12 protein-coding genes and 2 pseudogenes are annotated in these 16,244 nt (G+C 37.4%); 2 read left to right on the top strand and 12 right to left on the bottom strand.

Going from position 1 to position 16,244, the window contains the following annotated elements:
- Positions 1 to 181 precede the first annotated feature (181 nt).
- The 12 genes and pseudogenes from UA76_RS18235 to UA76_RS18175 form a co-directional block, all read right to left on the bottom strand.
- Positions 182 to 844 (bottom strand): class I SAM-dependent methyltransferase, encoded by a 663-nt coding sequence (locus UA76_RS18235; RefSeq protein WP_052772099.1) that lies wholly within the window; start codon positions 842 to 844, stop codon positions 182 to 184.
- A gap of 19 nt (positions 845 to 863) precedes the next feature.
- Positions 864 to 2,297: a hypothetical protein gene (locus UA76_RS18230; RefSeq protein WP_157617675.1), complete on the bottom strand. Its 1,434-nt coding sequence runs from the start codon at positions 2,295 to 2,297 to the stop codon at positions 864 to 866.
- Positions 2,298 to 2,499: 202 nt separating this feature from the next.
- Positions 2,500 to 2,862 carry a hypothetical protein gene (locus UA76_RS18225; RefSeq protein WP_047049139.1) on the bottom strand — a complete coding sequence of 121 codons (363 nt, stop codon included), beginning with the start codon at positions 2,860 to 2,862 and terminating at the stop codon, positions 2,500 to 2,502.
- Positions 2,863 to 2,896: 34 nt separating this feature from the next.
- Complete coding sequence (locus UA76_RS18220) at positions 2,897 to 3,667, bottom strand: glycosyltransferase family 4 protein (protein ID WP_047049136.1); 771 nt, start codon at positions 3,665 to 3,667, stop codon at positions 2,897 to 2,899.
- Complete coding sequence (locus UA76_RS18215; RefSeq protein WP_047049133.1) at positions 3,664 to 4,668, bottom strand: hypothetical protein; 1,005 nt, start codon at positions 4,666 to 4,668, stop codon at positions 3,664 to 3,666. Before UA76_RS18215 ends, UA76_RS18220 begins: the two co-directional genes overlap by 4 nt.
- A gap of 29 nt (positions 4,669 to 4,697) precedes the next feature.
- The gene (locus tag UA76_RS18210) at positions 4,698 to 5,156 is read right to left on the bottom strand and encodes a hypothetical protein (protein ID WP_047049131.1); all 459 of its coding nucleotides are present in this window, start codon (positions 5,154 to 5,156) and stop codon (positions 4,698 to 4,700) included.
- Positions 5,157 to 5,950: 794 nt separating this feature from the next.
- Positions 5,951 to 7,183, bottom strand: a complete 1,233-nt coding sequence (locus UA76_RS18200; protein WP_047049125.1) for a glycosyltransferase family protein — start codon at positions 7,181 to 7,183, stop codon at positions 5,951 to 5,953.
- On the bottom strand, positions 7,164 to 8,081 hold the full coding sequence (locus tag UA76_RS18195; RefSeq protein ID WP_238322348.1) for an MATE family efflux transporter: 918 nt from the start codon (positions 8,079 to 8,081) through the stop codon (positions 7,164 to 7,166). Before UA76_RS18195 ends, UA76_RS18200 begins: the two co-directional genes overlap by 20 nt.
- A gap of 541 nt (positions 8,082 to 8,622) precedes the next feature.
- Positions 8,623 to 9,594 carry a GDP-L-fucose synthase gene (fcl, locus tag UA76_RS18190; protein ID WP_047049121.1) on the bottom strand — a complete coding sequence of 324 codons (972 nt, stop codon included), beginning with the start codon at positions 9,592 to 9,594 and terminating at the stop codon, positions 8,623 to 8,625.
- Between the two features lie 8 nt (positions 9,595 to 9,602).
- Positions 9,603 to 10,730: a GDP-mannose 4,6-dehydratase gene (gene gmd / locus UA76_RS18185; protein ID WP_047049118.1), complete on the bottom strand. Its 1,128-nt coding sequence runs from the start codon at positions 10,728 to 10,730 to the stop codon at positions 9,603 to 9,605.
- A 33-nt stretch (positions 10,731 to 10,763) separates the two neighbouring features.
- On the bottom strand, positions 10,764 to 12,197 hold the full coding sequence (locus UA76_RS18180) for a phosphomannomutase (protein ID WP_047049115.1): 1,434 nt from the start codon (positions 12,195 to 12,197) through the stop codon (positions 10,764 to 10,766).
- Between the two features lie 2 nt (positions 12,198 to 12,199).
- Positions 12,200 to 13,611, bottom strand: a pseudogene (locus UA76_RS18175) (mannose-1-phosphate guanylyltransferase/mannose-6-phosphate isomerase).
- Positions 13,612 to 13,991: 380 nt separating this feature from the next.
- On the opposite strand from UA76_RS18175, the gene rfaD reads away from it, so the two are divergent.
- Together rfaD and lpxM are read left to right on the top strand one after the other, a co-directional pair.
- The gene (gene rfaD / locus UA76_RS18170) at positions 13,992 to 14,933 is read left to right on the top strand and encodes an ADP-glyceromanno-heptose 6-epimerase (protein WP_047049113.1); all 942 of its coding nucleotides are present in this window, start codon (positions 13,992 to 13,994) and stop codon (positions 14,931 to 14,933) included.
- Between the two features lie 298 nt (positions 14,934 to 15,231).
- Positions 15,232 to 16,187 (top strand): annotated as a pseudogene (gene lpxM / locus UA76_RS18165) (lauroyl-Kdo(2)-lipid IV(A) myristoyltransferase).
- Positions 16,188 to 16,244: the final 57 nt, after the last annotated feature.

The raw sequence follows: 16,244 nt of genomic DNA, 5'->3' as shown, positions 1-16,244 counted from the left end.
GGTAGAGACTTCATTGAAAGCATATAAAATGAAAACGCTAAAAAATAAAACAGTAAAGATACACTCAGTACTGACAATGATTTTATATCCAGTACATCTCTAGAAGACAATAACTTTAACGCCACACCAGCTCCAGTGTTGCAAATAGCAGATAAAATCACAAAACATAAGCTAGACACGTTCATTGAGATAACCTGTATACTTTTAAGTAATGTGCGTACCACAAAGAGTCATAATTAAAGCTTTCATCCAACTTTAACCCAAAGTGTTCAACAAGCGTACTATCTAGCAACTTTGGTGGAATATGCTCTATCCATTCTCGAGCGAGAAGTAAATCGTGCAATTGGTTCATAGCCATCTTTGACAAGCTTCTAGTGTCCATATCCTTGATAATCAAGCAACCAGAACTTTTCAACATAGGAAGGATATCACCTATAAATGATTCTAAGGAGTTTTTCTTTACATGGTGAAGTACATCTACCAAGGTAATGATATCAAAAGTTTTGCCTTGAAATTTCTCAATACTATTTGAGAATGAGACATCAACGCAATTTTCTATAAACCCAAGCTCTTTTGCTTTTCTCAGTGCTTTTTCAGCGTACTGCGTAGACTTGATGTCAATATCAATCCCAGTATAGCTGGATATGTTGCAATTCATCATCGCCGACAAAGCAAAGCCCCCAGCACCACACCCTATATCCAATAGTTCAGATGGCGTTTCTGGAATCCTGTCTAAGATCGGGTGAAATGGACATATATATTCCCTATAGTTCTGCTTTAACCGAATCATAGCAGGAAAACCCTCATACACTCTTGCTATGGCATCTTTGTCACTAGAATACATATTCGTCACTATTCCTTGCCTATTTCACACACTGCTTCAAAGCAATGTCACCTACAAATAATGGTTTTAGATCCTGCGCATTACAGTTGATTTGACCTATATCAACAACTACAACTCCTCTTTCTTCAAGCACTCTGAAGTTCCTCCTTTTAAAAACACTCTGGTTGTTTTCTTCATCATAAATGACATGAAGATCAGAGTAACTACCTGTTACATATTCAAAAGAACCAGATGTAGTGTACTGATAGATAGAAACCAAAGAGATAAGCATTGCTGTAGGTAGCACAACAAATGAAAATCTATTCCTTAACGTAACACACCAAACTAACCACAGAAACGGCACGTATCTCACCCACCAATTATGTGGAGTAATCAAGCAACAGAAAATTACAACAAAGAAGAAATATTTTTCAAATTTAGTAAGACCTTTAAAGCAAAATACAAAGCAAAAAAGAGAGCTATAAAAAACCAAAGGAAATATTGGACCAAAGCCGGATAGGGACCATCCAAAATCGTGACTTGCCATTACCTCCCAGTGCTTTATGTTAAATGGATTAACAAACTCAACCACATAACATGTATATCCAACACCTTCGAACCCAGCATTGGAATATATAAATGGAGAAAAGAGAAATGATATGACTTGTGGAACGTTGATACAATAGTCGATAATCCCAAGAAATGAATCACCTTTCCACCCTAGCACAGGATAAAAAATATTATTTCCATTAATTAAATTCTTTATATAGGGATTATAACCTATCAATAGAAATCCCAAAAGTATAGGTAGGAAAACTAAGACATTTTTTGAACTATTAAAAAACACACACTGGCAATACCGCCACCTAAGCCATAACGAACTAAATAGTATAATAGCCGAATATGCAGCCCCAGAAAATTTCAATAGCGGCATAAACGCCAGAGATAAGCCAAAAATAATCACGTGGCTTATCTCAACATTTTTACTAAACATAATTTCTTTCGATGACAGTAAAGCTATAGTAAATAAGCAATATAATAAACCATCCACATATTTAGTATTAAACTGCGCTATCACTACAGGATTCAATACAATCAGTAGAGATATGAGTAACCTAAACTTACTTGTTTTAAAAAAAACATAGCTGTAGCAGAAGAGAGCAATACTGACTAAGATATTAATTACTGTAGCTGAATCTAGTTTACCAGTAATTCTGACTATTGAATAACCAAATAACCATGATAACTTGGGGTAGCTTTCTGACCATGTCTCGGGCGAAACTTGAGTATACACGTCCCATCCATCTAACATTTCTAGAATTGCAATTGCATGGTAAGTTTTCCCATCCCAAGACCGGTCAGCAAACAAACTAGCAATGAAAATTGATAAAATGGTGATGAGAAAAACAACGTTTAAACTGCCTAAAATCTCTAAGTGCCAAATGGACCAATACATAAGAGCAAGCAACAACAAAGTACGGATTAACCTCATATACAGACAAACTGAAGAGAGAGAAAATGGCAAAGATAGAAATTAAAAGCAAAAGACTCATTGTCATTCTTTCATTTACTATCGATGAAGATATAAGTTTCAAAATACTCTATCCTATAGATACAATTAAGGTACGATAAAACAAGCTAAATATCTGAAAGTTCAACATGCAGATTTTTCAGGACTAATCCGTCTCTTTTAGCCTTTCTTTAGCTAACCCAAATAAAGTAGCCCATTTTCTCTCCATTACTGGCCATGAATATTTTTCATCAAATTCTTTTTGTATCGAAAGTTTTTTGTCCAAAGTAAGCTCATTTTCACTAAACAATTCAATAATATTAGATACGATACCATCGACCGAACCGTATGGTGCAGATAACAACAAACCTAGCTTGCCTGGGATATCTGTGGCCTTACACTCTTCATTCATTAATATCTTTTTTTGAATGTTTATAGCATCATAAACTTTATTAGGCGCAGCGAAGATATAGTTATTATTTATTGGCCGATAATACGCATACATTGCTAGAGATTTATTAGCAACCAATAAAGACTCAGAGGCGTCAAGCAACCTAAATTAATCACATCTGGCTACTAAAAAACTTGCTCTCCGCCCATTCGCCGTTCAACCTGCCAGAATATACGACTTTAACCTTTGACTCACAATCACGATTTACCTTGTGAACAGCCATTAAAAGCTCTTCTATACCAGAGACGTTAGGCACAACAGAACCAGAAACATATATATAAGGCTCACTCTTTGGTAATTTACTTTCCACTTCCTTGGTCAAGGAAATATTATTCATACTCTGGCTATCAGGAGAGTTGTGAATCACAAACGCCTTACCATCAAGAGCAGCTCCATGCCGAAGTAATCTAGATTCTGTCACCTCAACCACATAGTGAGCTTTACTTGTTACGAATCTGCTAAAAGGTCTTACAACGGGGTTTAGCACCTTTAAATAACCAGTCAACCTAATTGCTAGGCTATCTAATAACTCACAAACTATGACCTTATTTCTAGTCAACTTACTTGAGAATAACAAAGGCGCATAAGACTCTTCATTTGCAACCACAATTACGTCCGCGTTGATCTCTTTGAGGGCCGCCCTTGCAAATAATACAAACTGAAAACTTTTTAATATACTTCCGAACCCGCCATGGGGAATTGCCGAGTCGAGAATATGAAAATAAAGCCCTTCTATATTACTCTGAGGAACTTCTTTTTGACCATTTCGATTAGCGCCAATAAAGTGAACTTCATCAAAATGATTCAGAAATACTTTAATATTCTTTTGAACTCTTACATAAGAAGGCAACTCTGAGTATATATAAACTAACTTGGTTTTCATTTGATAACTCTCGATATACTAGACTGTAAGTTATGATTATCTACATTATATATTTTCAAACTCGGCTTCCCTTGCCCAATTACTTTAAGGATAAGTTCTTTGAGTTGCTCACAACTATCAAAAACATGAACATTTGGATAACATTTAACCGCAGCTCTTGAAAACTTTGAATCCAACATTAATATGCTTTTAGGCGCCAAAAGAGCTTCATAAAATACGCCTGAAACCCTTTCTTCAAATTTTGAACCGATAACTATAATATCACAACTGCTCATTAACTCTTCATAATTTTCAAAATATTGCTTAGCGACAAACCCACTTTCTTCAAAATTACAGGCTGATTTAACCATGGTAATAACGTCCGAGTTAATTGTTATGTCTTTTAACCAATCAATAACTTGCTTCTCTGAGCTTGAACTAGGAGAGAATATCAGCGGAGTGACCTTATCATCATAACTTTCGATTTTACTTAAACCAATTATTGGATGCTTAACGACCAAGTAATGGGCATCAAACTCTTGCTCGAGATAAACTCCAATGTAATCTTCATAGACCAAATGCGTCACTAATGAGCTCGACAACTGAAACATCCTACTCTTAATATTAAACTTGACACCGTCAGTTCCTGTAGCACTTGGAATACTATTATGCTCGAGAACACATATATTCTTATTTAACAAACCCTTAAGCACGAGAAATAGCGGATAATTCCATACTGGGCTATATGATAGAAATACGATATTTTTAACCTTCAATATGGTTTTTATCTTAAAAACAAAAAACACCATAGTAAAAATAAGCTGTTCAACTGCATGCTTAATTCCTTGCGGCTCTCCTTTCCAAGGAGAGTAAAAATTCAGCCTGCGCGCAACACAGTCAACGCCCTTCATATAAGATGCTTTACAAGCATAGTAATCATCACTATTAAGCTCGCTAAAGTACAATTCGTTTATTTTGGCATGACCTTGGGGAGATATAAAATCTATATATATACTTGACATTCCTATCCTTACTTCACATTAGTTTTTATTCAAGCTCTTTTTGATGGCAATAGATATGAAACAACAATTAAGGTCAACAATGCAAATAGATTGGTTAGCACTAAAAACATAGGTATCTCAGCTCTTACGAAAGGCGCAATATTTACTATATAGTATATAGCAAGATAGTTAGTATGTTGGAACATAGTTAACAAGTAGACAAAAGCACATGAGACTATAAAAAACAAAAATGTTGCCAGGATTACTCCTGGTAACCCAGCTTGCCAATAGCCTTCGCCCCATATGGTGAAGGTGGTAATTGGCTGACCATCGCCCACTCTGATATCGTAAACTTTTTCAGATAATATGTTAGAAGTTGAAGTTAAAGGCTTATCTTGCCATAGCGCTCGAGGGATAAGATTAACGAATGGCATTACCACCCAGTTATAGCCATACTCAAAATCAATACGAGAGCTATCAATATCATTGACTAAATCGTTTACCCACATAGGGTACCTTAATTGTGCTGTGTTTTGCTCCATCACTTTATCTATGGTCAAGTCAACATTGTCTACAGTCCCCCTCTTAAAGCGTTACCAAAGACCATTAGTATATTAAGACCTAGTATGCCTAACACGCATAGAATCAAGCCGTACTTCTTCACGAAATTAGACTTAAAAGTAAAGAATAGAAAAACCACAGCTGCTACTATCGGCATCAATATAGGTAACCTAGTATTAGCAATGAAAATGTAGTAAACGACAAAGAAGGATATTAGAAACCCTCCTTTTAGTCTTTCTTTAGACTCTAATAATTGATTAACTTTTACAAAGTAACAAAATGTTGGCAATAGCAAGACTAAGTTAATAAATGAGCCTTTAAGAATCCCACCACCTAGATACTCCGAAAGCCTATCTCGCGTCAGAGCAGAGACAATACCTCCCGAATTATAAATAATATATACCAACTCAAACGAAAGAATTGCAAGAAATACAAGAGTAAAAAGATCTATTAACGTTTGATTCAATCTTCGCCTGTCACGTGCTTTGAATCTCATAGACATCCATTTAGCATCATTGAAGATAAAAAACACATAAATCAAAGATACATAGACAAGAGTAAACAGGTATATGGCATTTTGATGAAGAACTATATCAAATATGAAAAATGGAAAAGAAAATGTAAAAAAAAGCACAAGCCAAATAGTAGCTTGTATTGTTATTAGTAAACCATACTTACATGCTCGTCGATAGGACAGATAGAGCATTACACATGGGATTAAAGCAAATAATTTTAGTAACATTTACTTTCCATATTGCGAAATAACATTTGAAAAACTTTCCCCTAACTTAGACCACTCAAAAGCTTTAACTTCAGGAAGTACCACTCTTGACTCCGACTCCTTGAGCAGAGCATCATGACTCCCTTCCCAGTTAGCGATTACACTTTTTATCTCATCATCACACAATCGAGCACTAACTACACCAGGCATATCCTTAATAATTTCGAGTGCAGGGTCATTGTCACATTGATAAATGTACAATAATGGGATTTTTAGTCCTAAAGCAAAGTACAGCTTTCCAGGAATCTGTATACCACCCGTATTTCCTATTACTACTGACACATCAGACTGTTTAGAAATTTCTACAGCTTGCTCATATTGAACAGCATCAAAAAACCGAATATTTCCGATATTTTTTTCCACTACATACTTTTCATAAGATGCGCTATGAGGACCAACAACAAGCAAATCTAACGCAGTTTTTGTCCCGATTGCTTTAATAAGTGGGGTAAGATCCCTCGAGGCTTTATAGCTAACACCAACGTGGGAGAACCTGATGCTACTTGCTTCATTTTTGAAGCAATCTAATAACTCGCATTGGTTTAGGCTGATCTCATGACTATCAAAACCCATTGGAATTGAGTGTACCTTTTTATCTGGATACTTAGTTTGGTACAATTTTTTAGTTGCTATGTTTGTTGTGGTAATATTATCTGCATACTTTAATGCTTGCCTCTCTAAAAATGTATTCACAATTTTTTTATGGAACATATTCTCTGGCCAAATAGGGTTATCCGCCCATGGATCCCCAAGCTCTGCGACATGAGGAACTCTAGACTGCTCCGCTAGTGTTCTCGCTGCCATATGAGCAGTATATGAACCTGATGCACTTACAACCACATTATAGTCAAAGTTTGTATCAGCTATTGCTGCTACTACTTTTTTTTCCCAACCGACATCCATATCTGGACACAATGCATACATCATTAGATTATTCAAAATGTAAGAGATGGGCTTTAATACTGTGACATTTCCAATATTACTTAACAGCGAACGTAGTTTTGTACATTTTACAAAAATTGGCTCCACACCAATTTCTTTATAATAGTCCCAAGGTTCATCATTACCTGATGTAAGCGTTACAATTCTGACCTCAATTCCGCTATTAATCATAGCTTTTATAAAAAACAAATTCCTAATTGCTTGCGAATCTCTTTGTGGAGGAAGAGAGGTACTAATGAATAGTACTTTCATTACTGATGCCCTTTAGTTTTTTCAACATATACAGTGTACACAAGATTGAATGAATAAAATAAGAAGTTAAGAATACCTTTGACATTGACAGTGAATCCGAGACTTCAAATTCAAAGTAAAAAAACAACATCATCAAGGCCCACAAGAAATTTATCAAAGCACCATGCCACATACTATGTTTTGATAGAATATAAACACCTATAACGCCTGAGTACGCAGAAAGTACTGATGATGAAATAAGTATAAATGCCACATCGTTCAGATACTGGTGATCTACAACATTATATAGCCTCAAAACAATCCAGCCCAATATTAACCCTAGCGCCCACATTGATACCAAGATTTTAATTAATCCAGCCAACTTATTAAAGTTCATACTTACGTTAGTAGTAAACATGACTATCAACTTTGGTGTAACTGAAAGTATAACAAATGATAGGATTTGAAACCATTGATAAGCGATATTAAAATAAACCTTAACTTCACCATCTAACTTGTCAAAATCATTTAGTATATAAATAAGCACAGGAGCTGATGCACAAGATGCTAAAAAAGCTGGAATAACAAAATCTTTAATAAATCGGTAATCAGGTCGGTTATTTTCTTCTTTTTTAGATTCCTTTAAAGTGGAAATATACAATATAAATATAGCCAAACTTGAAAAAATCAGACTTAAAGCCAAATACTGCAGACTGTCAAAAAAAGTCAAGTTAATCAGCACAAGAGCCCAAAATATGAAATTATTGACAAGAATGGAAATTACAGACTTATAGTCCTCATTGTTCGATATATATGTATTAGCAATTGTTTGGGTAATAAAAAAATGAATAACTATAGCACTTGATATATATATATAATCTGAATTAATAGCATTTATATAGTAAGCACCAAACCCCACTAAAAAGTACACTAATGAGAACAACAAGAAATACATAAATATCGTACTTCTCGTTTTTAAGTTGTGGTCAAGGTTATACTTCAACTGACACTGTAGAATCGGCATAGAAACAAATGATGCCAATGCCATTGAAATATTGTACATTGACGTAAACATGCCATATTCAGAGCTTGCGAGTAAGTGACTAATTAACAGTATTGACAATAAAGACATTAATCTACTAGACGCATTTCCCATGACGAGAGCGATCATTTTAATTGATTGTTTATTATGGATTAATTTCTTCATCTCTATAGAATTCGTTAAATTAATTTACCTTTAAGAATTATTTATCTGCAGCAAGGAATTAATACATTTATAACACAACAATCGATATAATAGAAAGATTGGCCATAAAACACTTACTTTAAAACCAAATAATAATAATTATATCATTTTAACTCTAAAATGATCATTTCATTAATTCCAACAGTTAAATTTCAGATAGCGATGAGAAAATTATATTAGCTCGACTGTTCGCTATCTGATTTTATAGATAGCCCTAACCTCGAGCTTTATCTATATTATTAATATACCAGCTATAGGCAAGTTCTAGTCCATCTTCTAAAGAAGTAGTATACTCCCAACCAAGATGTTTGAGCCTGTCTACTTTCATTAACTTTCTAGGAGCACCGTCTGGTTTTGACGCATCAAACTTAATTGCTCCTTCAAAGCCTACTACTTTTGCCACTGTATGCACCAACTCTTTAATAGTGCAATCAACACCAGTTCCAATGTTAATGTGGCTCAACATACTGTCAGTATTTTCATTGTATATGTCATCACTAATATTCATAACATGTATGGATGCTTTTGCCATATCATCAACGTAAAGGAATTCTCGCATAGGTTTTCCACTACCCCATGCGATTACCTCTTTGTCATTATTTATCTTCGCTTCATGGAATCGGCGTATTAGTGCTGGTATGACATGGCTATTTTCTGGATGAAAATTATCAAAGGGCCCATAAAGATTGGTAGGCATAACACTTCTATAATCCCGACCATATTGACGATTGTAGCTTTCACACAATTTAATTCCCGCAATCTTTGCGATTGCATATGGCTCATTTGTTTCTTCTAACTTTCCTGTTAACAGAGACGATTCACCCATAGGCTGTTCAGCAAATTTCGGATAAATACATGATGAACCTAAAAACAACAGCTTTTGAATACCACTACAATGTGAAGCATTAATAATATTACACTGAATCATCAAATTTTCGTAAATAAAGGATGCAGGAAATGAATTATTAGCTAAAATACCTCCTACTTTAGCAGCTGCTAAATATACCTGTTCAATTTCCTGTTCTTTAAAAAAATCTATAACAGCTTGTTGATTTGTTAAATCTAACTCATCACGAGATCTAGTTATAATATTATTATAACCAAGTTTATTCAGTTGGCGAACAATCGCGGAGCCTACCATTCCGTTATGCCCTGCCACAAAAACTTTAGCATTTACATTAATCATAATTCGATCTATTTCTCTACTGATATTGCAACATCATGCCCATGTGATTTCAACAAAGCATATTGCTTTGCTTTATCCAAATCAGATCTAACCATTTCTGCACACATCTCTTCAACAGATATTTTTGGTGTCCAACCAAGTTGTTCATTTGCTTTCGAAGGGTCACCAAGCAATGTTTCAACTTCTGCAGGACGGAAGTAACGCGGATCAACCCGGACAATCACATCCCCCACCACCAAAGAAGGTGCGTTATCCCCTTGGATAGATTTTACGATACCGACTTCATCGATACCTTGCCCCGAAAACTCAAGTTCGACGCCAATTTCTCTGGCTGACATTTTAACAAACTCTCTTACCGATATTTGCTTGCCCGTTGCAATTACAAAATCGTCAGCTTTTTCTTGCTGTAACATCATCCATTGCATTCGAACATAGTCTTTAGCATGTCCCCAGTCTCTTAAAGCATCCATATTTCCCAGGTACAAACATTTTTCCAAACCTTGGGATATGTTAGCTATAGCTCTAGTAATTTTCCTAGTTACGAACGTTTCACCTCGACGTGGAGACTCATGGTTGAATAGAATCCCATTGCAAGCATACATACCATACGACTCACGATAGTTAACTACTATCCAGTAGGCATACATTTTTGCAACTGCATAGGGGGAGCGGGGATGAAAGGGAGTTGTCTCTTTTTGTGGTATCTCTTTAACTTCTCCATACAGTTCCGATGTAGAAGCTTGATAAAACTTAGTTTTTTTCTCTAAACCGAGAAACCTGATAGCCTCTAACAAACGTAACGTACCAATTGCATCGACGTCCGCAGTATACTCTGGGCATTCAAATGATACCGCCACATGAGATTGAGCACCGAGGTTATATACCTCGTCTGGTTGCACGTCGTTTAAAATACGCGTCAAATTAGAAGTGTCTGTCAAATCGCCGTAATGAAGGAAAAAATTTTGATTATCTTCATGGCTATCCTGATATATATGGTCCACTCGCTCAGTATTAAATGAAGAAGAACGACGCTTAATGCCATGCACTTCATAGCCTTTGTCTAACAAGAACTCCGCCAGATACGAACCATCTTGCCCTGTAACACCTGTAATTAGTGCAACTTTATTGTTTTTCATTATATTAATCCTACGTTTATTACCAGCTAAGGGCTATATTTCCAATATTTTTTTCAAGGTTGTTTCAACCATGCATTTAGCTGTGCCTATCTTATTTGCTTCAACATAGCACCGAAGCTCAGGTGCATTGCCAGACGCCCGTAAGTGTAGAATTGAATCGTCTGATAGCGTCATGCGAAGACCATCAACATTGTTTAAATGAGATACAGTTAGGTTAGAAAAACCAATAGTTTCAAGCAATTTATTGGGATTTTTTCTTCCATTTTCTAGCAGTGTATTACTTTTTTGATTCGCAAAGTTTTGAAGCCTATCACTGTATGTATAACGCGAAGGAAGTTCTTCAACGAGCTTCGAAATAGAGTTTTTCTTTGAAAGCTCTAAAAGCATTATTACTGGCAGTATCGCATCACGCGTAGGCAAAGCGTTTAAAGGACGATCATTGACCCTTACATCACTACCCAGCAGGTAGCCCCCATTAGCCTCAAATCCTGCCACTGATTTATAGTGTTTTGACAGAGTCTCAAACTCATCAATCACAAAAGGGGAGCCAATTTTTGTTCGTTTTACGCATTGAAAAACGTTAGAGAGCTCGACAATACTATTGCAACTGACTGGAATGCTTAAGGCCTCTATTCCTAACGCGGCAGAGGTTAGCAAACCTAGTACATCTCCTTGCAACCAGTTACCGTACTCATCAGAGACCAAAGGTCTATCCCCATCACCATCCGTAGAAAATAGAAGATCAAGGTTGTGCTCTTCAGACCACTTTAAAGCTTTAGCCCTGTCTTCTTGAGATACTGCTTCTGTATCAATTGGTACAAAACTATCGCTACGCTCCAACCTGATTACATCTGCACCAAATGCTTCAAATATCTTGAAATATAAGTCCCTGCCCGAGCTAGAGTGCTCATATATTCCTATTCTACTACCAGACAACCAATCGTTATTAAATAAAGAGGTATACCTATTAATATATCTATCAGATGCCAAAGGATTTACGCTCAACTCTGGAAAAGAAGATATTTTCAAATACTCAACATGACTGTTTAATATTGATTGTTCATCAAATTTTGATATTTCACCATCAGGACGATAGAATTTTAGTCCATTTCTATCAAAAGGTATATGACTCCCTGTGACCATGATTGCTGGAATAGATTCCTCTTGTGCAACGTATGCTAAAGCAGGTGTAGGAATGACACCAAAGAAAACTACGTCAATATCAAGTTGGCCTAAAACTGATGCACAAGCCTGAGCCATTTCATAGCTGCTTGGACGGTTATCAATAGCAATAGCGACCTTATCAAAAGAGTAATTCAATTTCACAGTCGATATAAACGCAGCAGTAAAAGCAGCACATACATCAGCAGTAAACTGAGTGACTAAGCCTCTCGCACCACTGGTACCGAATGAAACCTGACTGCTGGAAATAACTTCGCTCGAGATTAAGTTTTGCTTTTCACTCATTCTTATATTCTTCCATAACGGTCTTCGAATCGAACAATATCATCTTCCCCTAAATAACTACCTGTTTGGACCTCTATCATTTCTAAAGGTATTTTTCCTGGATTTTCGAGAGCATGTACTGAGCCTAGAGGGATATACACGGATTCATTTTCCGTTACCAAGCGAGTCTCTTCACCGATTAGTACCGAAGCGGTACCAGAAACGACAATCCAGTGTTCTGCTCTGTGATGATGCTTCTGGATAGATAGTTTTTCTCCTGGTTTAACCGTAATGCGTTTCACTTGATCGCGTTTTCCACGATCGATCGAGTCATACTTACCCCAAGGTCTATAAACTTCTCGATGTAATTTATGTTCTGTTCTTTCAGCCATCTTCAGCTGCTGGACTGCCAGCTTAACATTTTGAACTTTATCTTTATTAGCAACTAAAATGGCATCCTTAGTTTCAACAATAACTAAGTTATCCACCCCAACTGAAGCTACTAACTTGTTTTGTGCATAGATATAATTGTTACTCGAGTCAATAGCTATTACATCACCTTTTAACGCATTGTTTTTGCTATCCTTATTTGAAATCTCCCATAACGCAGAGAATGAACCAACATCACTCCACCCTGCATCCATTGGAACAACCATCGCTAAACTCGTTTTTTCCATAACCGCGTAATCGATAGAATCATCAGGGCAAGATTCAAATACTTCTTCATCAACTCGCACGAACTCTTGGTCTAGAGCAGGGGAGTTAATGGCAAGCTTACATGTGGCTAGTATATCTGGTGCATACATTGATAACTCTTCTAAATAGCGACTTGCTTTGAACATAAACATGCCACTGTTCCAATAGTATCCTTGAGATTTCAAGTACCTTTTTGCTGTATCCAGATCTGGCTTTTCTACAAACTCACTAACTACAAAAGCGTTCTTGTCCTGTTTCCCTGCTTTAATATATCCGTAGCCAGTTTCAGGAGAACTCGGGACTATACCAAAGGTAACTAACTTACCTGACTCTGCTAAAGGGAGTGCTGAATTGACAGAAGCAACAAATGCAGAGTCATTTTCTATAACATGATCTGCTGCTAAAACTAACAAAGTTGGGTCTTCCTCCAGCTTTGAATTATTCATTGCTTGCAAAGCTGCAAGAGCAATAGCTGGGGCGGTATTTCTGCCAAAAGGCTCTAAGATAATACCGCTATGCTTATACCCCCCACACGCAACTGTTCAGCAGCAATAAATCGATGTTCTTCATTGCATATAACAATTGGGTCAAAGCAATCCACATCAGACAAACGAGCAATCGTTCTCTGTAGCATAGATTGCTCACCTTCTACAGCTAAGAACTGCTTTGGGTAAAGCTCGCGGGAAAGTGGCCAAAGTCGACTACCTGTACCTCCAGCCATTATTACGGGCAAAATCATAATTATATCCTAATTTATTCTACTTAACTCTCATCATAAGATAGAGATATTATCTTCTTGATAGCAACGGGAAATGCACTTCGTCTAATACTAAACGGTACCCTAAAGCTCTGTAATGTGTTCCGAAATCATTGTCACTGTAATTATTATCATAAGAATACTCAAAATTACCCAGAAATTTAACTTGAGAGATATAACATTCAATGCCAAATCTGGTCATTTTCCAGATAACGTTGCTTCGTGTCAATTCTACCGAGCTGACAGTTAAGCCATAAGCTAGTAACGAATATCTGCAATTACCTCTTATAGAGTGGGATTACAAATATCAAGCTATAGTGCTAAAGTATGGACGTCACACTACATCTATATAGGAAATCATAATGATCATCGTAACCGGCGGTGCTGGCATGGTTGGCAGCAACATCGTAAAAGCACTTAACGATAAAGGTGTTAATGACATTCTTGTCGTTGATAACCTTAAGAATGGTCGAAAGTTCCAGAACCTAGTTGATCTGGAAATCACGGACTACATGGATCGTGACGACTTCTTAGTGCAAATTATGTCGGGTGAAGAGTTCGGAGCAATTGAGGCCATCTTCCACGAAGGTGCTTGCTCTGCAACTACTGAGTGGGATGGCAAATACATGATGCTCAACAACTATGAGTATTCAAAAGAGCTGCTTCACTACTGCTTAGAGCGTGAGATTCCCTTCCTGTATGCCTCGTCTGCTGCGACGTATGGAGAAACAGATACTTTCATTGAAGAGCCTCAATACGAGGGTGCTCTGAATGTGTATGGCTACTCAAAACAACAGTTTGACAACTACGTACGCCGAATCTTCAAAGATGCAGAACATCATGGTGAAACTCTGTCTCAGGTAACTGGTTTCCGCTATTTCAACGTTTATGGCCCTCGTGAGCAACATAAAGGTTCCATGGCATCGGTTGCGTTCCATTTAAACAATCAGATGAATGCGGGTGAGAACCCGAAATTATTTGCTGGCAGCGAAGGCTTCAAACGAGATTTTGTTTACGTAGGAGATGTAGCGGCTGTTAACCTATGGTTCTTAGAGAATGGTGTTTCTGGCATTTTTAACCTAGGCACTGGTAATGCAGAGTCTTTCGAAGAAGTAGCTAAGGCTGTCATCAAACATCACGGCCAAGGAGAGGTGGAAACTATCCCATTCCCCGACCATCTGAAGGGAGCCTACCAAGAGTACACACAAGCTGATTTAACCAAACTCAGAGCGGCTGGTTGTAACTACGAGTTTAAGTCTGTGGCGGACGGTGTGGCTGAATATATGTCTATCATCAATAAATAGACTAGCAGACCAGTAAACTTAGTTTGCTGTGATTGAGCCAAGGGTTTATCTTATATCCCTTGGCTTTTTATTTATTAACCTCAGCTCGGGATAAGAAAGTCGGCATAGCACCAACTTTCATGCCATTAGCTCAATGATATAAGGCAGTGATACAATTTTAGATGGATAACAAGGCAAAATCACAAGTCAATAGCTTGCCTATTGCGTTGATTTTAACGCTGTTAGACGCTAAAAGTGTGGTGCTGACTGGCTTAAATTATCCCTAGCTGAGGTTTATTAGTTCGTTTAAGGTTTTTCTGTGACTAAAGTGCGTAATGACTACGACCCTAAAGCATACAACCCGACATTCCAAAAGGCATTTCTTAGCCCCAAACACTGGGGAACGTGGCTTGGTTTAATCTTTGGTTTACCGCTCACGCTACTTCCAAATTCAGTGCGTGTTGCAATCGCTCGCTTTGTGGCAAAGAAAATGTGCCAAAAGCAAAAAGGCTCGGTGCAAAAAGCGCGTATTAATCTTCAGTTGTGCTTCCCTAAAAAAACGGACCAAGAACGTGAAGCTATCTTGGAAAAATGCCTAACGACTGCTGGGGCATTTCTGCTTGGCTTTCCAGCCATTACTCTACGTAGTAAAGATTGGCTGAAAAAGAACGCCAAGATTATAGCTTGGAGCATTTAAAAGAACTCCAGGCCAACGGGCAGAGTGCAATTTTGCTTGTTCCCCACTCTTGGTGTATCGATGTTCCAGCGATATTACTCGCCTCAACAGGCTTACCTGTCTCAGCTATGGCCAATAGCCAAAAGAACCCATTAACTGACTGGCTAATGCATAAGCAGAGAGTCCAGTATGGTGGACGAGTTTATGATAGAAGCGGTGGTATCAAACCGTTCATAAAGTCCGTTAAAGATGGCTACTTAGGATACTACTTACCTGACCAAGACCACGGGCCAGAACAAAGCGTTTTTGTTGATTTCTTTGCCACCGAAAAGGCAACGCTGCCTGGGCTTGGTAAATTGGCGAAAGTCAGCCGCGCGAAGATCGTTCCTACCTTTGCAAGCTACAATATTGAAACTGGCAAATATGAAATTGAGATCAAAGAACCAATTGATGATCTATCTGGAGACGAACACATTGATGCTAGGGTGATGAACAAAGTCGTTGAAGATTTTGTTAACCCTAAGCCTGAACAGTACATGTGGATCTTGAAGCTGCTCAAAACTCGTCGTGATGGCAACGACCCCTACGTGGGATATTGAGCGACGGAGTACTTAGAAGAAAGTAAGTTGCCCGCATCCTAGGATACTATCCCTTGA

Source organism: Vibrio mexicanus, from assembly GCF_001012815.1.
Taxonomy (GTDB): Bacteria; Pseudomonadota; Gammaproteobacteria; order Enterobacterales; family Vibrionaceae; genus Vibrio; species Vibrio mexicanus.
Note: the sequence above shows the minus strand (reverse complement) of the source record. Positions and strands in the feature narration are given on the sequence as shown.

Coding starts and splice junctions, on each gene's coding strand:
- UA76_RS18200 (WP_047049125.1), bottom strand. CDS start 7,183: ATGAAAGTACTATTCATTAGTACCTCTCTTCCTCCACAAAGAGATTCG.
- UA76_RS18180 (WP_047049115.1), bottom strand. CDS start 12,197: ATGAGTGAAAAGCAAAACTTAATCTCGAGCGAAGTTATTTCCAGCAGT.
- fcl (WP_047049121.1), bottom strand. CDS start 9,594: ATGATTAATGTAAATGCTAAAGTTTTTGTGGCAGGGCATAACGGAATG.
- UA76_RS18215 (WP_047049133.1), bottom strand. CDS start 4,668: ATGTCAAGTATATATATAGATTTTATATCTCCCCAAGGTCATGCCAAA.
- gmd (WP_047049118.1), bottom strand. CDS start 10,730: ATGAAAAACAATAAAGTTGCACTAATTACAGGTGTTACAGGGCAAGAT.
- UA76_RS18235 (WP_052772099.1), bottom strand. CDS start 844: ATGTATTCTAGTGACAAAGATGCCATAGCAAGAGTGTATGAGGGTTTT.
- UA76_RS18220 (WP_047049136.1), bottom strand. CDS start 3,667: ATGAAAACCAAGTTAGTTTATATATACTCAGAGTTGCCTTCTTATGTA.
- UA76_RS18210 (WP_047049131.1), bottom strand. CDS start 5,156: ATGTGGGTAAACGATTTAGTCAATGATATTGATAGCTCTCGTATTGAT.
- rfaD (WP_047049113.1), top strand. CDS start 13,992: ATGATCATCGTAACCGGCGGTGCTGGCATGGTTGGCAGCAACATCGTA.